Annotated in this window: 18 protein-coding genes; 6 read left to right on the plus strand and 12 right to left on the minus strand. The window is 39.1% G+C overall.

All coding sequences use genetic code 11. The features are described from left to right. On the minus strand, positions 1 to 1,343 hold a 1,343-nt coding region (gene alaS, locus ACILP5_RS10555), incomplete at its 3' end, for an alanine--tRNA ligase (protein ID WP_395618611.1). An 82-nt stretch (positions 1,344 to 1,425) separates the two neighbouring features. Between alaS and ACILP5_RS10560 the strand changes: the two genes are divergently transcribed. Together ACILP5_RS10560 and dprA are read left to right on the plus strand one after the other, a co-directional pair. Further along, the gene (locus tag ACILP5_RS10560; RefSeq protein WP_395618612.1) at positions 1,426 to 1,788 is read left to right on the plus strand and encodes a MerR family transcriptional regulator; all 363 of its coding nucleotides are present in this window, start codon (positions 1,426 to 1,428) and stop codon (positions 1,786 to 1,788) included. A gap of 25 nt (positions 1,789 to 1,813) precedes the next feature. After that, positions 1,814 to 2,881: a DNA-processing protein DprA gene (gene dprA, locus ACILP5_RS10565; RefSeq protein WP_395618613.1), complete on the plus strand. Its 1,068-nt coding sequence runs from the start codon at positions 1,814 to 1,816 to the stop codon at positions 2,879 to 2,881. Here the strand turns inward: dprA and pyrE are convergent, their stop codons facing one another. Continuing rightward, positions 2,882 to 3,520 carry an orotate phosphoribosyltransferase gene (gene pyrE / locus ACILP5_RS10570; protein ID WP_395618614.1) on the minus strand — a complete coding sequence of 213 codons (639 nt, stop codon included), beginning with the start codon at positions 3,518 to 3,520 and terminating at the stop codon, positions 2,882 to 2,884. Positions 3,521 to 3,612: 92 nt separating this feature from the next. Here pyrE and ACILP5_RS10575 point away from each other — a divergent pair, with 92 nt between their 5' ends. Beyond that, the gene (locus ACILP5_RS10575) at positions 3,613 to 4,293 is read left to right on the plus strand and encodes an NUDIX hydrolase (RefSeq protein ID WP_395618615.1); all 681 of its coding nucleotides are present in this window, start codon (positions 3,613 to 3,615) and stop codon (positions 4,291 to 4,293) included. Here ACILP5_RS10575 and coaD read toward each other — a convergent pair. Together coaD and ACILP5_RS10585 are read right to left on the minus strand one after the other, a co-directional pair. Next, positions 4,285 to 4,743, minus strand: coding sequence for a pantetheine-phosphate adenylyltransferase (gene coaD / locus ACILP5_RS10580; RefSeq protein WP_395618616.1), 459 nt, complete (start codon positions 4,741 to 4,743; stop codon positions 4,285 to 4,287). The two genes, ACILP5_RS10575 and coaD, sit on opposite strands and share 9 nt — an antisense overlap. Next, positions 4,730 to 5,335 (minus strand): DUF3822 family protein, encoded by a 606-nt coding sequence (locus ACILP5_RS10585; RefSeq protein ID WP_395618617.1) that lies wholly within the window; start codon positions 5,333 to 5,335, stop codon positions 4,730 to 4,732. Before ACILP5_RS10585 ends, coaD begins: the two co-directional genes overlap by 14 nt. An 87-nt stretch (positions 5,336 to 5,422) precedes the next feature. Between ACILP5_RS10585 and ACILP5_RS10590 the strand changes: the two genes are divergently transcribed. Then, positions 5,423 to 7,036: an ABC-F family ATP-binding cassette domain-containing protein gene (locus tag ACILP5_RS10590; RefSeq protein ID WP_395618618.1), complete on the plus strand. Its 1,614-nt coding sequence runs from the start codon at positions 5,423 to 5,425 to the stop codon at positions 7,034 to 7,036. Between the two features lie 63 nt (positions 7,037 to 7,099). Here ACILP5_RS10590 and ACILP5_RS10595 read toward each other — a convergent pair whose 3' ends face one another. From ACILP5_RS10595 to queA, 6 genes are all read right to left on the minus strand, one after another. Then, positions 7,100 to 8,722, minus strand: a complete 1,623-nt coding sequence (locus tag ACILP5_RS10595; RefSeq protein WP_395618619.1) for an NADP-dependent glyceraldehyde-3-phosphate dehydrogenase — start codon at positions 8,720 to 8,722, stop codon at positions 7,100 to 7,102. A gap of 128 nt (positions 8,723 to 8,850) precedes the next feature. Further along, positions 8,851 to 9,033 (minus strand): hypothetical protein, encoded by a 183-nt coding sequence (locus ACILP5_RS10600; protein ID WP_395618620.1) that lies wholly within the window; start codon positions 9,031 to 9,033, stop codon positions 8,851 to 8,853. After that, positions 9,023 to 10,204 (minus strand): MFS transporter, encoded by a 1,182-nt coding sequence (locus tag ACILP5_RS10605; RefSeq protein WP_395618621.1) that lies wholly within the window; start codon positions 10,202 to 10,204, stop codon positions 9,023 to 9,025. Before ACILP5_RS10605 ends, ACILP5_RS10600 begins: the two co-directional genes overlap by 11 nt. Continuing rightward, complete coding sequence (locus ACILP5_RS10610; protein WP_395618622.1) at positions 10,205 to 12,580, minus strand: RND family transporter; 2,376 nt, start codon at positions 12,578 to 12,580, stop codon at positions 10,205 to 10,207. A gap of 1 nt (position 12,581) precedes the next feature. Further along, positions 12,582 to 13,247, minus strand: coding sequence for a 2-C-methyl-D-erythritol 4-phosphate cytidylyltransferase (locus ACILP5_RS10615; protein WP_395618623.1), 666 nt, complete (start codon positions 13,245 to 13,247; stop codon positions 12,582 to 12,584). Positions 13,248 to 13,267: 20 nt separating this feature from the next. Further along, complete coding sequence (gene queA, locus ACILP5_RS10620; RefSeq protein ID WP_395618624.1) at positions 13,268 to 14,320, minus strand: tRNA preQ1(34) S-adenosylmethionine ribosyltransferase-isomerase QueA; 1,053 nt, start codon at positions 14,318 to 14,320, stop codon at positions 13,268 to 13,270. Between the two features lie 120 nt (positions 14,321 to 14,440). Here queA and ACILP5_RS10625 point away from each other — a divergent pair, with 120 nt between their 5' ends. Beyond that, the gene (locus ACILP5_RS10625; RefSeq protein WP_395618625.1) at positions 14,441 to 15,730 is read left to right on the plus strand and encodes a cryptochrome/photolyase family protein; all 1,290 of its coding nucleotides are present in this window, start codon (positions 14,441 to 14,443) and stop codon (positions 15,728 to 15,730) included. On the opposite strand, the gene ACILP5_RS10630 is transcribed toward ACILP5_RS10625, so the two are convergent. Continuing rightward, on the minus strand, positions 15,706 to 16,497 hold the full coding sequence (locus tag ACILP5_RS10630; RefSeq protein ID WP_395618626.1) for a DUF3108 domain-containing protein: 792 nt from the start codon (positions 16,495 to 16,497) through the stop codon (positions 15,706 to 15,708). The genes ACILP5_RS10625 and ACILP5_RS10630 overlap by 25 nt on opposite strands. Before the next feature lie 125 nt (positions 16,498 to 16,622). On the opposite strand from ACILP5_RS10630, the gene recA reads away from it, so the two are divergent. After that, positions 16,623 to 17,681: a recombinase RecA gene (recA, locus tag ACILP5_RS10635; RefSeq protein WP_395618627.1), complete on the plus strand. Its 1,059-nt coding sequence runs from the start codon at positions 16,623 to 16,625 to the stop codon at positions 17,679 to 17,681. Between the two features lie 55 nt (positions 17,682 to 17,736). Here the strand turns inward: recA and ACILP5_RS10640 are convergent. Next, on the minus strand, positions 17,737 to 18,150 hold a 414-nt coding region (locus ACILP5_RS10640), incomplete at its 5' end, for a helix-turn-helix domain-containing protein (protein WP_395618628.1).

The raw sequence follows: 18,150 nt of genomic DNA on the forward strand, positions 1-18,150 counted from the left end.
TCTGCACTAGCACCTGCATCTTTACGAGAACGCTCTTTTTGTGCTTTCAGCGCAGCATTAAATCCTGGCTCATCAATATCTAATCCTTTTTCACGAGCGATTAGAGCTGTTAAATCGACTGGAAAACCGTAGGTATCATTTAATTCAAATACATCGTCTCCCGATAGCACTTTGCCTGAGCAATCCTCCATTAACTTATCTAAACGAACTAATCCGGATGACAATGTACGCAAGAAGGAAACTTCCTCTTCGTAAATTACTTTAGCAACGAAGGCTTCTTGTGAGATTAATTCATCGAATACTCCTTTGAATTGTTGTGCTAATCCAGGAATTAATAAGTGCAAGAAAGGCTCTTTGAAATCTAAATAAGTATAGCCATAACGCACCGCACGACGTAAAATTCGACGGATCACATAACCTGCCTTGTTATTAGAAGGTAACTGGCCATCTGCAATACAAAATGCAATGGCACGAATATGGTCTGAGATAACGCGCATCGCGATATCTGCCCATTTTTCATCACCGTATTTCTTACCACTTTTAGTAGCAATGTATTGAATGGTGCCTTGGAATACATCCGTATCGTAATTGGATTGCTTTCCTTGAATCGCCATACAAAGACGTTCAAAGCCCATACCCGTATCCACGTGTTTGTTAGGAAGCGGTACTAATGAACCATCTGCCATACGCTCAAACTGCATAAATACGTTATTCCAAATCTCGACTACTTGTGGATGATCGGCATTCACTAGGCTTTTGCCCGGAATCGAATCAACTTCGTCTTGATTTCTAAGGTCGATGTGTATCTCAGAACATGGTCCACATGGGCCTGTTTCGCCCATTTCCCAGAAGTTATCTTTCTTATTTCCGTAAATAATTCGGTCTTCACCCACAATCGCCTTCCAAATATCAAAGGCCTCTTGATCAAAAGGAACTCCATCTTTTTTGTCTCCTTCGAAAACCGACACATAAATACGGTCTTTCGGTAATTTAAATACCTCTGTTAATAACTCCCAAGACCAGGTTAAGGCTTCTTTTTTAAAATAATCGCCAAAAGACCAATTCCCTAACATCTCAAACATGGTGTGGTGGTAGGTATCAAATCCTACATCCTCTAGGTCATTGTGCTTTCCTGAAACACGTAGGCATTTTTGGGTATCCGCAATTCTCTTCGATGGCGGCGTACCGTTGCCCAAGAAAAAATCTTTGAACTGAGCCATCCCCGAATTGTTGAATAAAAGGGTAGGGTCATTTTTTGCCACCAAAGGAGCAGAAGGAACAATTAAATGGCCTTTTGATTGAAAGAAATCCAAAAATTGTTGACGTATCTCAGAAGAGGTCATGCGATTTATTGTAAAATGAAAGGAACCTTTGTAGTTTTACTTAGGCACCTGTAAAAAGGAATTACAAAATTAAGTCTATTTTTTGAAGAAGCCCATTTTGGGTTTAAAATTATTGATGGAATTAAGCAAGCAATATTATTCTATTTCAGAGGTAGCAGCTATTTTCAAGGTGAATACCTCCAAGATTCGCTATTGGGAGACTCAATTCCCCCACTTATCTCCTAAAAGAGCCGGTTCAGGTATTCGTAAATACACCCCACAAGACATCGAAAAAATCAAGGTCTTGGTTAATTTGATCGATGAGCGAGGTTTAACAATCGAAGGAGCGAAGCAAGCCTTAAATTTCAAAGGCAAGGAAAAAAATCCCCACCAAAACATCATTAATCAACTAACTGATATTCGTAATTTTTTACAAGGGATGAAGGCGGATTTAGACTTAGAATAAGCGTAGGTTTCGGAAAATTACTCCGATGAAAACCACGTATCCTTTAATCGTATACCAAATCGCCTTGACCTACCTCCCTAAAGTAGGGCCCGTTAAAGGCAAAGAGTTAGCCTCCCTTTATCCTAATTTAACCGACATCTTCAGATTAGCATCCTATCAATCTCATGCTGCAGAAGCTTTGCGGGAAGCAGAAAAGACCGTAAAAATTTGCGAAGAGGAGCAGATTCAAATCCTCTATTTCGAAGATCCTGCTTATCCTCAGCGAATCAAAGATCTATATGACGCCCCTTTAATACTTTTTAAAAAAGGACCTGCGGATCTAAATGCGCATCGGATTGTAGCTGTGGTCGGAACGCGCCATGCAAGTGATGTGGGTAAAAAGGTGACCGAGGAACTCGTTCAATCTTCGATTAAAGATGAAGTCATATTGGTAAGTGGATTTGCACGAGGAATTGACATAACCTTACATAAAGCGTGCCTAACATGCCAGGTCCCTACCATTGCTGTCTTAGCAGGAGGTTTTCGACATATATACCCCCATGAAAATGCGATGTATATAGATCAAATTTTAGCTACCGGTGCTTTACTTTCTGAGTATGCCCCCCACATTCCACCTGCATCATATCATTTTCCAGTTCGAAACAGAATTATTGCAGGACTTTCGGATGCGACCATAGTTGTGGAAGCAGCAGAAAAAGGAGGGGCACTCATTACGGCTGATTATGCGCTTAACTATAATCGAACCGTTTTCGCCGTTCCTGGTAGTTTAAATAGACCTTTTTCTAAAGGATGTAATCTGTTGATTAGAAATCTTAAAGCCACGATTTATACTTCATGGGATGATTTTATGCAAGAATTGAATTGGGAGCAAGCAAAAGACAGGTTGGCTTTACACCCCGAGTTAAGTCAAAAACTTTTTACGTTGAATGAAACTGCGATCATTTCTCTTTTACATCGAGAAGGACAACTTTCTTCAAATGAGCTTTTACAGCGTTCAGAAATTCCACAAGATGAGTTAGCACTTATTCTGCTGAATTTGGAATTGAAAGGGATGATACAATCAACGAATGGCGATGGATATATGTTATCCTGATTATTTTCTCCAAGTGCTAGGAGAAACTCTCCAGTCTTGTAAGGTCATTAATTGGGTTTCTGTTACATAATCCAATTGAACGGCTTCTTCAATTAACGCATTGTAGTTGCTCAAAGTATATAAGGGGATGTTCGCGTTTTTGAAATTTTCATCCGCAATTTCGAATCCATAGGTAAAAATGGCCACCATGCCTAATACTTCGACACCTGCTTCTTTCAAGGCTTCTGCTGCTTTTAAAGAGCTTCCTCCAGTTGATATTAGGTCCTCAATGAGAACCACTTTTTGTCCTTTTTCTATTTTACCTTCGATTTGATTTCCCATTCCATGTTTTTTAGGCTCTGGGCGCACATAACAAAATGGCAAGTCTAGAAAATCAGCTACTAATGCTCCTTGAGCAATACCCGCAGTTGCCACACCAGCTATGATGTCTACTTGTGGAAAATACGCTTTAACTGCTGCAGATAGACAATTTTTAATGTAGGTACGTACCTCTGGAAAAGACAAAGAGACGCGATTATCGCAATAGATGGGAGAATTCCAGCCTGAAGCCCAAGTAAACGGTTGATCCGGTCGCAATTGAATGGCTTGGATCTTTAAAAGGTGTTGGGCAACTTCTTGAGGAATCGTCAAATTTTGCATGAGGGTAGTTTCTAAATTTATATTTACAAAAATAATTTATTCAGTTAATCTTTCACCATTTAATTCTAATTTTGCCACAGAAAATTGAACAGATGGTAATTTTTATTGATGATCGACCGATCAGAATTGTGAAGAAGAAGGAGTTGGGAGAAATGCCATCTAAAGAGGATTTTGATTTAGTCCTAGACGCTAGATTGTCTCCGCTTAAAGTGGAAAATTTTAGCGGCCATACCTGTATCATTAATGCTAGTACAGAGCAATTAGAGAAGATTCTCATGAATTTACATGCGAAGTCTGGTATTCATTTTCATGCATTATATCTCATTGTAGAGGATCGCAAGTTATTCAAACAAAAGATTGTCAAGCTATACCAGCTCGTGGAAGCGGCTGGAGGAGTGGTAGTTAATCAAAATCAAGATACCTTGTGGATGTATCGTTTGGGTAAATGGGATTTGCCTAAAGGCAAATTAGAAAAGAATGAAAAATTCGAAACGGCAGCCGTTAGAGAAGTGGAGGAGGAATGTAATGTGAAGGCCGAATTAGGAAATAAAATTTGTACCACCTACCATACCTATACCCACAAGAATAAGCTGGTGTTGAAAAAAACGCGTTGGTATGCGATGAAAACACACTTTACGGGTACACTTATTCCTCAGACCGAAGAGGGAATCGAGAAAGTGGAGTGGATGAATGATAAAAAGCAAACACAAGCTTTAACGAATACCTATTCTTCTATTCGTTACGTGATCGAAAAATTCAGAAAACTAGTCTAAGGTATAGGGTAAATATTGGTCTACCGGACTTCCGTAGCGATGTAAATCGCGGATAATGGTAGAACTGATGGGTGCAAGGTGAGGTGAGGTAATTAAGAAAACTGTCTCTAGTTCATTGTGAATGTGTCTATTCACTTGTGATATCGAGTTTTCATATTCGAAGTCCGTCGTATTGCGCAAACCTCTTATGATAAATTTAGCTCCATATTCGTGTGCGACATTGGCTGTTAAATTTTGGTAGGTTACTACACTAACAGGTTTTCCTTCAAAAGTCTTCCGTATGTATTCCTCCATTTTCTCTAATGGGAAATAGCGAGATTTCGATGAGTTTTGGCCTATTCCTATGATGACTTCATCAAATAGGGCCAAAGCTCTTAGTACAATATCCTCATGACCTTTCGTAAAAGGATCGAATGAACCAGGAAAAAATGCTTTTTTAGTGTGAGGCATAAGGTATTTGATAAAGTTCAGCTTCAGGAATATCCTGAGAACCTACTGCTAATATGGGTGGGAATAAGGACCAATTTAAAGAGAAAGCGTCCCGAATGGATTGCAAGTAAAAGGCTAATTCGATAGGGGATTCAAACGGGTAAACGTTAGCTAATTGTAATTTATTCCCTTGGTACAAGCTCGCGAAAGCTAATTTTCCCTGAATAAATAAGTTTAATTGTTGGTCATTCTGGTGCAAACAATTGGCTAAGCTATGTGTATAGGTAATTTTTGCATAGGAAAAATGAGCAGAAATGTAGTCTTTCCAATCACTAGGCACTAGAAAAACCAAATTTGCATCTTCAGCTTCTACGTATTGTTGTTGAATTTCTTTACCCACTAATGCATGTTCGCCTAATGCTTTCTCTAGAAAACCTAAACGATAGGTAGGGGAATCATACGAATTCGGAATTAAAAGAAAATACTCATTGGAGATTTCAATTTGAACAGATGTGATACGAGAATCCTTTTTCGGGTGAGCTAGTAATTGCTCCCGGAAATTCTCCGCGTTTATTCGGAGATGCAAGGTTTCGGCCGAATTTGTGGGTTCCATAGTCTCTAATTCGTTTCGAAATTGCAAAAAAAATATGATAATCGGTGTCAAAATTAGTAATTTTGCACCCTATTTAATCCAGCTCCTATGTTGCAAGTATCTAATGTGTCCCTACGTTTTGGGAAAAGAGTCCTTTTCGAAGAAGTTAATATCAAATTTACTGAAGGTAACTGTTATGGTTTAATCGGTGCTAATGGCGCAGGTAAATCTACTTTTTTGAAAATCTTATCTGGCGAAATTGAATCTCAAACAGGTTCCGTTTCGATGAACCCAGGTGAGCGTATGTCGATTTTGAAGCAAAATCACTTTGAATACGAAGAGGTTCAGGTCTTGCAAACGGTGATTATGGGAAATAAGCGCCTGTATGACATCATGCTAGAAAAGGATGCGATTTACTTGAAAGAAGACTTCACTGAGGCAGACGGAAATAAAGCGGCGGATTTAGAAGCAGAATTTGCTGAATTAAATGGATGGGAAGCGGAGTCGGAGGCGGGTTCTTTGTTAGGTGGCTTAGGTATTTCAGCGGATCTTCATTACACTTTATTGAAGGATTTAAATGGATCTGATAAAGTAAAGGTTTTATTAGCACAAGCTTTATTTGGTAACCCTGATATTTTATTATTGGATGAGCCTACCAATAACTTGGACATTGATTCTATTTTATGGCTAGAAGGCTATTTGATGAACTTTAAGAATACGGTTATTGTAGTTTCTCACGATCGTCACTTCTTAGATAATGTGTGTACGCACATTGCTGACTTAGATTTTGGCAAAATTCAATTATACGGTGGCACCTATACATTCTGGTACGAATCATCTCAATTAGCAGCGCGTCAACGCACAGATCAGAACAAAAAGACCGACGAGAAGCGGAAGGAATTAGAGGAGTTTATTCGTCGATTCTCTGCAAACGTAGCGAAGTCAAAGCAAGCCACGTCTCGTCAAAAAATGTTAGATAAGTTACAAGTCGATGACATCAAGCCCTCTTCTCGTAAATATCCATTTATTAACTTCAAGCCGGAGCGCGAAGCAGGGGATCAATTGTTAAGTGTTGTCAATCTTTCAGCAAAGACAGACGATGGTACTCCCTTGTTCACTAATCTATCCTTCACCATTAATAAAGGGGATAAAGTAGCACTTTTAGCGAAGGACTCTTTGGCAATCACTGCCTTATTAGACATTCTGGCAGGAGAGAACACGAATTTCACGGGAGAATTTACTTGGGGAGTAACGACGACTCAGACCTATTTACCTAATGATAATGCCAAATACTTTGAAGACGATTCCATGAATTTAGTGGATTGGTTACGTCAATATTCTATTGAAAAAGATGAGAGTTTTATTCGCGGTTTCTTAGGCAGAATGTTATTCTCGGGAGATGAGGCCTTAAAAAAATGTACGGTCATCTCAGGAGGAGAAAAACAGCGTTGTATGTTCTCTCGCATGATGTTGTCAGGCGCAAACGTGCTTTTATTTGACGAGCCTACGAATCACTTAGACTTAGAATCCATCACTGCCTTGAATAATGGTATGATTGAATTCCCAGGAACCATGCTTTTCACTTGCCATGATCACCAGTTAACAGATACAGTGGCGAATCGCGTGATTGAAATCGGTTCTAAAGGCCAATTAGATAAATTAATGACCTATGATGAATTCATTACCGATCCTTCGGTGAAAGCGCAAAGAGCCGCTCTATAAGAAGTAACAATAAAAAAGGCCAGCGCGAAAGCGCTGGCCTTTTCTTTTATATCAGTCGTCAGATTACAAAATGAATCGGGTAGACAAGAAGTTCGATTGCTGGTTCTCAACGATCGCGTTTACAATGTCTTTATTTGATTGTGTCGCTTTTGTCGCTACCACGGTACGAATCGAGAACGAGCGTAATGCTGCTGTAACCGAAAGTGTACCCTCTGCTGAATCCTTACGACCTGTGAAAGGGAATGAATCCGGTCCACGTTGACATTGTGCATTGATATTTACACGAGAAACTTGATTTACCGTCTCATCAATTAATTCTGAGATTTCATTTACATCTGTTCCGAAGATCGCCACTTGCTGACCGTGCGAAGACTCGTGGATGTAATCGATTGGCTCATCTAAGTTTTCGAATGGAACAACAGGTACCACAGGTCCAAATTGCTCTTCATGCCATACTTTCATCTTGCTAGTTACTGGATACAATAAAGCAGGGAAGAAGATCGATTTGAAATTTTCTCCGCCATGTTCGTTCATCACTTTAGCTCCGTGTAATTTCGCATCTTCGATCAATTCTGTTAAGTAGGCAGGCTTGTTAGGCTCAGGAAGTGGTGTGATTTGAACACCAGGCTCCCACATCATACCTAATTTCATGGCTTCAATCTTTTTAGCTAAACCTTCATTGAATTTATCTGCAAGAGATTTGTGAACAAAGATGATTTTAATTGCGGTACAACGTTGTCCATTGAAGGAAAGTGAGCCTAAAAGACATTCATTAATTGCCGAGTCCAAGTCTGCACTCTTAGTAACAATCGCTGCATTTTTCGCATCTAGGCCTAAAATGGCACGTAAACGATTTACTTTCGGGTGCATTTTCTTTAACTTATCCGCTACTTTAGAAGAACCGATTAAAGTTAATACGTCGATTTTACCTGATTCCATTAATTGAGGAATGATGGAATTTCCACGACCATAAAGTGTATTGATAACACCTGCTGGGAATGAATCTTTGAATGCCTCAAGTAAAGGATAGTGTAATAAAGTACCGTGTTTCGGTGGTTTGAATAAAACGATATTTCCCATGATTAAAGCCGGGATGAGCGTTGTAAAGGTTTCATTCAACGGGTAGTTGAATGGTCCCATACAAAGTACCACACCTAATGGAGAACGTCTTACTTGTCCGATGATTCCTTCTTCGATTAAGAAAGTAGAAGAATTACGGTCGATATCTTTTAAAGCACCGATCGTGTCGTAAATATATTGCACGGTACGGTCAAACTCTTTTTGAGAATCACCTAATGATTTACCGATTTCCCACATTAATAATTTGACAACCTCATCGCGCTTTTGAATCATCTTTTGAGTGAATTTCTCCACACATTCGATTCTTTGTGCAACTGTCATCGATGGCCATTCACCACGGCCATTTGAATAGGCCTTTACGCCAGCATACAAAACTTCCATCGCATCTGCTGCATCCGTGATAGGATAAGAGCCGATTCGTTTTTGTTCGAAACCTTTATCTGTTTTTATATAGATGGGTGACCAAACGTCTTGCGTTTTACCTTTCCATTGACGCATCTCTCCATTGACTAAATATTCTTTTTGCTCAATAGGATGCGTTAAATCGTATTCTTTTGGAATTTGTCCAGCTGAAGGGAACAAGTTTTGTAAATTGTTTTCGGGCATTGTCTTGCGAATTAATTTTTACAAATTTCTGTATTATGTACGTTGTAACTATTTGATTGAATCAAATGTTTAAAAAGTACAATACTTTTTTGGTTATTTACAATTTTAAAGGCAAGAATTGCAGGGAACTACTCCTTTTTCAGTGGATATTTTCTTCGGATTTTGTTGATAATGAACTTGTTCTGTTCTGTGAAACTGTTAGGATGCAGAAGATTATAGGTGGTAGACCAAATTTGAAACAAGGAAGGATCCGCCGCTGAAAAGCTAATGGAACAGATATTTTTTTGAATTAAATAGTCCTTAAATTCCATAGGTCCAATCTTGTTTTTTCCTCCACAAAAGTAAGAATGCGAGTAAAGATAATAATCCAGCGATTAAAAATGGAATTGGAATGCGATTAGGAATTCCTTGGTAAACTTCTCCTGCTACGTAGGCACCGATTCCAATACCCGCTTCTAGAGCAATGTACATGGTAGCCATGGCGCGTCCCATGTGGTTTTTATCTCCTAAATCATTTGTCCATGCTGCTAGTGTGGGTGTGTTGAAACCCCAGGCTACTCCGTAAAGTATGGCTGAAGCAACCAATAAGTAGGTATTAGCATCGAAAACTAATAGAAACATGGAAAGGCTCAGCATAAAGCATCCAAAAATCAAAATAGGAATTCGACCGTACTGATCTGAGGCTTTGGAAAAAAAGAGACGAATAAGAATGGATGATATGGTATAGATAGTAAAGTATAAGCCTTTGTTTGACCAACCTATGATTTTAGAGCTATCAGGAATTAAAGTGATTATAGCTCCTGCTGAAAAGGAGACGAATAACATGATCCAAAATATAGGTACGATTTTAGGCTCAAAAACATCTTTCCATCCGATTCGGAAAAGGGATAATTTTAACCGAGATTTCATGGAAACGGGTAAGGTTTCCTTCATTCGGCTCAGAATTACAATCGAAGCTAATGCAAATAGGGAGGATAGGTAAAACATTTGGTCTAAACCATAAGTCGAAGCTAAAAAACTCCCGATGGCAGGTCCAATGGACATTCCTGTCGCTGTGAATATACCTAAACTGCCCTGTGCTTCTCCTCTACGGTCTTCTGGAATCACGTCAGCCACATAAGCTGCAGTCGCTGTGGGTTTAGTTCCAGTAGACATGCCATGAATAAATCGTAGAAACAAAAAACCCTGAACTGTATGTAAAAGAGGATAAAGTCCTCCACATATGAAGCAAACTAAGGAGCCAAAGGCCATAATGGGAATACGACCTACATGATCGGTCAATTTACCTGAAAAAGGTCTAGAAATACCGGCTGCTAAAGTAAATAGAGCGATTGTATATCCGATATATTCCTTTCCTCCTAAACTAGCTAGATAATCAGGCAGCTCTGGGATAATCATCGAGAAACTGGCTGAAAACAAGAAATTACTTAGGCAAAGTAAGAAGAACGATAAGGTATATAATGACGGTTTAGTCTCAGCCATTTATAAATCTTCTTCTAAAATGGTGGAAATCTCCTTTTTATTTAGGCCAAGCAAGAATGCGGGTAACAAGATTAGATTACAAATCATCGCCATCAACAAGGTCACAGATACCAGAATTCCCAAGGCTTGCGTGCCTTTAAAGGTCGAAGCCGTAAAGATAAAGAAGCCAAAAAACAGAATCATCGCAGTATAGAACATAGAAACACCCGTTTTTAAAATAGTTATTTGAACTGCTTTGTGGACGTTTTGATTGTTTTTAGCCCATTCTTCCTTATATCGTGTTAAGAAATAGATAGTTCCATCACTCGAGATTCCGAAGGCGATGGAGAATATTAGAATAGTACTAGGCTTTAAGGCAATGCCAAAATAGCCCATCAATCCCGCTGTAATGATCAATGGAATTAAGCTGGGAAGGGTAGAGATTAACACCATTTTCCAGGAACGGAATAGGAGCGCCATTAAAATACAAATCAAGATGATTGCGGTAATTGTACTCTCGATCAGGTTTACTTGCAAATATTCTGTTTGGAATGCATAAATGACAGAATTACCGGTCACATCCGCTTGGTATCCTCTTTTATCTCCTTTTGCTAAAAATTCTCCCGTTTCGACATCTGTTCGGAATATACTATCAATTTTAGGTTGAATTTCATCAAATAAGACTCTAGTTCGTACGGTTCCAGCATCCTGCATTTGGAAGCTGACGCGCGTGAAGCGTTTATCCTTGTCTAAGAAGCCAGCGAAAAGGTTGTCCTTTTTGCCATCAAGGCTGGATTGAAAATCTTTTAATTTACTTAATTCATCTATCCCCGGCAAAGCAAAATACTTAGGATCACCGCCTCTGTAGACCTGATACAAGTATTTCGTAGCCGTTAAAATGGATAAACCTGATGTGAATTCAGGGTATTTAGCGAGTAATTTTTCGGTTCTTTTGATTTTGGCCAAAAGTTCCGGCGTCAATGCTCTCCCTTTTTCATACGCATCGATATTGATTTCAAAAGGCATAACCCCTTTAAATCTAGTTTCTACAAACATTAAATCGGTATAAATGGCATTATCACGAGGTAAATCATCAACGATATAACCGACTGCCTGAATTTTAGTCAATCCATAAATAGAGATAACTAAAATAATGGAAATAAAACTATAGATCGATCTACGGTGATGCATTACCCATACATCGACTCTATTCAAGAACTTATTCACTCGAACGGATTCAAAATGGGCTAAATCTTTCTTTTGAGGCGGCGCTAAGAAACTAAAGAAAATAGGAATGAGAACCAACGAGATAAAGAAGGTAATCATCACATTCAATGCGGCTACCACACCAAATTCAACTAATAACGCAGATCCCGTAAACGCAAATACTCCAAAACCAATCGACGTAGTTAGGTTAGCTAAAAACAAGGTTCTTCCTACCTTGGAAGCACTTTCAATCAAAGACTCTTCCTTCGTTTTTCCCGCTAAATAGGTCTCATGGTATTTGTTCAATAAGAAAATAACATTTGGAATACCGATCACCACGATCAGGGGAGGAATCAATCCTGACAATAAAGTAATCTTAAACCCAAAGAACACAATTGTGGCCAAAGAAGCCACAATTCCAACCAGCACCACAATATTCGCGAAGAATACCACTTGAAAGGAGCGGAAGAAGAATAACAAGATAAGTGAAGTAACTAAAATGGCTAATCCTAAGAATAAGCTTAATTCCTTCGTTACCTGCGAGGTATATTCTGTACGAATGAAAGGCATGCCCGTCATATGTACCGTATGCTTCATTTTCGCTTGGTATTGTTCACCTAGGGCCTTAATGTTTTTCACTAAGGTAATTCGCCCTTTATCATTGATGACCTTTTGATCCAAGGTAATGAGCAGGAGATGCGTCTTTAAATCTTCCGTATAAAGGAAGTTTTTGTAGATCGGTAGATTGTCTAATTGAGCTTTAAAATGATCCAGATTCTCTTGATTTAGCGCTTTTGTTGAATCAAGTAATGGGCGTGTTTTGAATTTCTTCTCGGTAGAGTCAATGTATAATTCAGGTAGAGTAGACAGGGAAAGGACATTTTTGATGCCTGGTTGGTTTTTAACGGCTGAGCTTAAATCAGCCCAAGCTTTGAATTCCTCTGGGCTAAAAATTTGCTCGTTTTCTACAGCAATGACCATTACGGCGCCATCCTCTCCATATTTCTTTTTGAATCCCTCGTATAATTGAAAACGCTCGTCTGTTTTAGGAAGAATTTTAGCTAATTCATAGCTCAGCTGAATTTGACTAGCTTTGAAACCTAATACAATGGTTGCTAATAGAATAAATCCCAGTAAGAAGAATTTATAGCGAAGGATACTTTTTCCAATCCAGTCCCAAGTATTTTTCATATTATTTCAGTAAGACCTCGGCTAAGTTTAAATCCTCAGGCGTGGTGATTTTTAAATTTCGATAAGATCCTTCGACAAGGTTTATTTTAACACCGATAGACTCAACGACGCGAGCGTCATCGGTAAAATCAGCTGAATAGTCTTGTTTAAAAGCTTTTTTCAAATCTTTCAAAGCGAATATTTGGGGTGTTTGTATCAAACGAATGGACTCCCGATTGAGGTGTTCATATCCTTCTTTTTCCGTAGAATAACAACGAACAGAATCTTTTGATGCTACCGCTAAAACAGCATTTCCTAGACCGATAGCAGTTTGAAATCCATTGTTGATTAATTCTGGCTCAATCAAAGGGCGAACTCCATCATGAATAGCCACTATTCCATCCTCGGATATAGATTCTATTGCATTCTGACTACTGTGAAATCTGGAAGTACCACCAGCTACTAATCTATGTGGGATTACGGGAAGCTTTGTGATGAGTGATTTCCAATAGTCAAATTGATCTACGGGTAAAACCAAAATTAACTCCGTAAGCGGATCAGCCTTGTGAAAAGCAGCTAAGGAATGATACAAAACGGGTTTGCCCTGCAAAAGCAAAAATTGCTTAGGGACAGCACTTTGCATACGTTGGCCGGAGCCCCCTGCGACAATAATGGCATATTTTTTCAAAGCAAACCCGATTAATTCAATTAGATGATTAACATCACATCACCATACGAGAAGAAACGGTATTTCTCCTTAATAGCTTGTTTATACGCTTCGGTAATTAAATCATGTCCACCAAAAGCCGATGCCATCATTAAAAGAATCGATTCTGGTAAATGGAAATTAGTCAACAAAGCTGTTGGTATTTTGAATTCGTAAGGAGGGAAGATAAATTTATCTGTCCAGCTATTGATTGGCTTTAGGTGGCCACTCGCCGAAACAGAAGATTCTAAAGCCTTCATAACGGTGGTTCCTACGGCTAAAACTTGTTTTTTGTTATCGATGGCCTCGTTCACATAATTACACGTAGCCTCGTTAATCATAAAGTGTTCAGAATCAGTTTTGTGTTTGGTTAAATCCTCTACATCCACCTGGCGGAAAGTTCCTAAGCCTACGTGTAATGTGATGGGAGTGAACTGAGCACCATTTAATTCCATACGCTTCATGATAATCTTCGAGAAGTGTAATCCAGCGGTAGGAGCAGCTACAGCACCCACGTGCTCAGCATAAATGGTTTGGAAACGCTCGCGATCATCTTCTGTCGCTGCTCTTTTGAAACGAATCTCATCAGGAAGTGGCGTTTCGCCTAATTCGTGGATCGTTTGCATTAAGGCATCGTGATCTCCATCATAAAGGAAACGAATGGTACGTCCACGAGAGGTTGTATTATCGATAACTTCTGCAACTAAGTCAGAATCACCAAAATACAATTTATTACCCACCCGGATTTTACGAGCTGGATCTACTAATACGTCCCAAAGACGGTGTTCTCTATTTAATTCTCTTAATAAAAATACCTCGATTTGAGCACCTGTTTTTTCCTTGTTGCCATAAAGACGAGCCGGAAAAACCTTTGTATTATTGGTAACTAAGACATCACCTTCGCCAAAGTAGTCAATGATATCAGTGAATTTCTTATGTTCAATGGTCTTGTTCTTACGATTAACCACCATCATTCGCGCATCTTCGCGATTCTCTGTAGGGTTAAGGGCAATTAAGTTTTGGGGTAAATCAAATCTGAATTCAGATAATTTCATTCTCAGAGGGGTTGAATTTTTATAATCTACAAATATACCATATTGAAGGGGGGCTTGTCAAGGTAAATTTTTGAAACAATCTAGAATCTGCGTAGTTTACCCCTTTAAGATACATAAAGGATGAAAAAAGTTTCCATATTTTGGTTTAGGCGTGATTTAAGAGTAGAAGACAATCATGGATTATTCCAAGCTTTATCCGCCGCGGAACCCGTTCTTCCCCTCTTTATTTTTGATACGAATATTCTGGATCGCCTCCCTTCTAAAATGGATGGTCGCGTGGAATTTATTCATCAATCTATTGTGCGTATTAATGAAGCTATCGGTGGCCATTTATGTGTCAAAAAGGGTAATCCTATCGATATTTTCAAAGAGTTGTTTACTGAATGGGATGTCATTCGGATTTATACCAACCACGATTATGAGCGTTATGGCATAGATCGTGATGCAGCAGTCAGCTCATTAGCTAAAGAAAAAGGAATCGAATTTAGAACTTACAAGGACCAGGTCGTTTTTGAGAAGGACGAGGTATTGTCCGGAGCAGGTACGCCTTATACTGTTTTCACGCCTTATTCTCGTAAGTGGAAGGCATTATTAGCGGAGAGCGTTTTACCTAATTTTCCTTCCAAGGCTAGTACCAATTATGTTTCTGATGTTTTCACAATTCCAACTTTAGCAGACATTGGATTTCAACCCTCTGGCTTGCAATTTCCTCAAGCGGCGGTACAAGATGAATTAATCAAAGCATACGCCCAGGACCGTGATTTTCCTGCCAAACCAGGTACCTCCAGACTCTCGGTGCATTTGCGATTTGGTACACTATCTATTCGTTTCCTCGTTCGCCAAGCTTTAGGTAAGTCTGAAGTGTGGTTAAATGAGTTGATATGGCGTGATTTTTACTTTAATATCGTGCATCATTTTCCTCATATAGGAGAGGGGCATTCTTTTAGAAAGGAGTATGATCGTATGAAGTGGCGAAATAATGAACAGGAATTCAAGGCCTGGTGCGATGGAAAGACTGGATATCCGATCGTGGATGCGGGGATGCGCGAATTGAACGCTACTGGATTTATGCACAACCGGGTGCGGATGGTAGTAGCTAGTTTTCTAGTCAAACATTTATTGATTGATTGGCGCTGGGGAGAAGCCTATTTTGCTTCGAAACTTTTAGATTTCGATTTTTCTGCGAATAATGGTGGCTGGCAATGGGCAGCTGGATCTGGCTGTGATGCGGCTCCTTATTTCCGTGTTTTCAATCCGACTTTGCAAACACAAAAATTTGATCAGTCTTTAGCCTATATCAAAAAATGGGTACCTGAATTGCAAGAATTATCTTATCCTGCCCCTATTGTTAATCACGAATTTGCACGTGTTAGAGTGTTAGCGGCCTACAAAGAGGCTTTAGGGAAATAGATTTTCTTCCCTTGAATGTTGTAATCAATTAAGTCGATCGTTAAAAATCCAATCTTTAAGTTGACCTGAATTTTCAATGGAACCTGGTACTCATCATCGCTGATCCAAAGCCGAATAGCATCTTCCTCCTTGAACATGTCATTTTTAGGCAAAAGAATATTCGTTTTGATGCTAGTTTTTTTACCGGCCTCTGTGTTGATAGTTTCCTTTGATTTAACGACTAACACCAATTCGTAAATTTTACTATCTACTAATACTTGTGCTGACCATCGGGAACCTGGTTTCTTTTCAGTTACGGGCTTACTGCGCAAAAAGTAGTAGGCCGAAATCAGATCCAATAGATCTTTAGGCCCTTGAATGGTACTAGTGACAGGTTTGTTTTGAGGGGAGGTAATCTTAGCAAAACCTTTGTCCATTTGATACAGAACAGTTTCTTCCTTTCGGTAGCGCCCTTCCCGTTTGCGCATTTCTGTCTTCAACGGGAGCATGGTCTCTGTATCAATTAGTGCTGACCAATAGTCTTTTAATGGACTAAATAATTCAAGGACTCCTGTTGTTACACCCTCAATTTCTACTTTTCGAACAGTTCGGTCTCCCATTTTGCTAGTTACTGAGCTACTTTTTATGGTAGCCTCTGCTGCATTAATGAAACCTAAATGGATTCGGTATTTTAGATTTTCTGCTGCTATTAAGGCATTATTTTCCTGTGCAAAAAGGCTCCAGAAAGAACATAAGAATAGAAAAATAACAAGAGTCTGATTTTTCATGCCAAAGCATAATTTATTATCAATTGTTTGTATAAAAAATTAGAGGCAATTTTCTATTTTTGTATAGGCCAAACGATAAAACAAATATAGTCGATTGCCCCTTAAATTTTAGATAAAAAACGAAAATGGCGAAACAAGCTAGTGATGCGCAAGGCCTGGCGGCTGAAAAGTTAAAAGCTTTACAAACTACGTTAGAGAAATTAGATAAAGCATACGGAAAAGGAACCGTTATGCGTTTATCCGATAGTAAAGTGATGGATGTTCCTGTTATTTCAACAGGCTCCTTAGGATTAGACTTAGCCTTAGGCATTGGCGGTGTACCTAGAGGACGTGTCGTAGAGATCTATGGTCCAGAATCCTCTGGTAAAACGACATTAACCTTGCACATGATCGCTGAAGCTCAGAAGGCAGGAGGTTTAGCTGCCTTTGTAGATGCGGAACATGCTTTTGATCGTTCTTACGCTGAGAAATTAGGTATCGATTGTGAAAATCTTTTAATCTCTCAACCTGACAATGGCGAACAAGCGCTCGAAATTGCAGAACATTTAATCTCCTCTGGTGCGATTGATATTATTGTAATTGACTCAGTGGCTGCTTTAGTTCCTAAAGCGGAGATTGAAGGGGAAATGGGAGATTCTAAAATGGGTCTTCAAGCTCGTTTGATGTCGCAAGCTTTACGTAAACTAACGGGTACGATTAATAAGACAGGCTGTTGCTGCGTATTTATTAACCAGTTGCGTGATAAGATTGGTGTGATGTTTGGTTCTCCAGAGACGACTACAGGTGGTAATGCCTTAAAATTCTATGCGTCAGTACGTTTAGATATTCGTCGTGCTGGTCAAATTAAAGAAAGTGCTGATTCAATTACAGGTAACCGAACTCGTGTTAAAGTGGTAAAAAACAAATTAGCGCCTCCTTTCAAGGTTGTTGAATTTGATATCATGTACGGTGAAGGAATTTCTAAAGCAGGTGAAATACTTGATTTAGGAGTTGATTTAGAAGTAATTGATAAATCAGGCTCTTGGTTCTCCTACAATGGAAACCGGTTAGGTCAAGGCCGTGATGCCGTAAAAGACTTAATCAAAGATAATCCAGAATTAATGGAAGAGCTGGAAGCAAAGATTAAAGATAAAGTGAAGGTGGATGACAGTGCACTTATTGATAAAGATGCTGTAGCTGAATAAGCTCAGTCTTAATGTAAAAAAAGCGGCTAATGTAGATTAGTCGCTTTTTTTATGATTAAACTCCTTTGAGATTAAATCGGGTAAATAAATTTCGAATGGTCTTTTCTACACCTTTATCTGTTTCCATTGCTTCCGAGACTGCTTGCACTGCGTGAATGACAGTACTGTGATCTCTTCCGCCAAAATGGTAGCCAATCGACTTTAAAGGAAGATTCGTTAATTCCTTTAACATATACATCGCAATTTGACGTGGGAATACATTTTCCTTTTTGCGGCATTTCCCTCTTAAAGTATCTAGATCCACATCAAAATGATTCGTAACCACGTCTAAGATACTCTCTACGCTTAATTCTTTCTCTTGTTCGTTAACGATGCTCTTTAAGGTAGACTTTGCTAATTCTAAATCGATTTCTTTCCGAGTTAAGGAGGCTTGTGCCATCAAAGAGATGATTACACCCTCTAATTCACG

Origin of the sequence: Aquirufa sp., assembly GCF_044239315.1 — a bacterium.
In the GTDB taxonomy this organism is placed as follows: Bacteria; Bacteroidota; Bacteroidia; order Cytophagales; family Spirosomataceae; genus Aquirufa.

Bases quoted from the DNA above. Each gene is read 5' to 3' on its own strand.
- dprA (WP_395618613.1), top strand. From the start codon at position 1,814: ATGAAAACCACGTATCCTTTAATCGTATACCAAATCGCCTTGACCTAC.
- pyrE (WP_395618614.1), bottom strand. From the start codon at position 3,520: ATGCAAAATTTGACGATTCCTCAAGAAGTTGCCCAACACCTTTTAAAG.
- ACILP5_RS10575 (WP_395618615.1), top strand. From the start codon at position 3,613: ATGGTAATTTTTATTGATGATCGACCGATCAGAATTGTGAAGAAGAAG.
- coaD (WP_395618616.1), bottom strand. From the start codon at position 4,743: ATGCCTCACACTAAAAAAGCATTTTTTCCTGGTTCATTCGATCCTTTT.
- ACILP5_RS10585 (WP_395618617.1), bottom strand. From the start codon at position 5,335: ATGGAACCCACAAATTCGGCCGAAACCTTGCATCTCCGAATAAACGCG.
- ACILP5_RS10590 (WP_395618618.1), top strand. From the start codon at position 5,423: ATGTTGCAAGTATCTAATGTGTCCCTACGTTTTGGGAAAAGAGTCCTT.
- ACILP5_RS10595 (WP_395618619.1), bottom strand. From the start codon at position 8,722: ATGCCCGAAAACAATTTACAAAACTTGTTCCCTTCAGCTGGACAAATT.
- ACILP5_RS10600 (WP_395618620.1), bottom strand. From the start codon at position 9,033: ATGGAATTTAAGGACTATTTAATTCAAAAAAATATCTGTTCCATTAGC.
- ACILP5_RS10605 (WP_395618621.1), bottom strand. From the start codon at position 10,204: ATGGCTGAGACTAAACCGTCATTATATACCTTATCGTTCTTCTTACTT.
- ACILP5_RS10610 (WP_395618622.1), bottom strand. From the start codon at position 12,580: ATGAAAAATACTTGGGACTGGATTGGAAAAAGTATCCTTCGCTATAAA.
- queA (WP_395618624.1), bottom strand. From the start codon at position 14,320: ATGAAATTATCTGAATTCAGATTTGATTTACCCCAAAACTTAATTGCC.
- ACILP5_RS10625 (WP_395618625.1), top strand. From the start codon at position 14,441: ATGAAAAAAGTTTCCATATTTTGGTTTAGGCGTGATTTAAGAGTAGAA.
- ACILP5_RS10630 (WP_395618626.1), bottom strand. From the start codon at position 16,497: ATGAAAAATCAGACTCTTGTTATTTTTCTATTCTTATGTTCTTTCTGG.
- recA (WP_395618627.1), top strand. From the start codon at position 16,623: ATGGCGAAACAAGCTAGTGATGCGCAAGGCCTGGCGGCTGAAAAGTTA.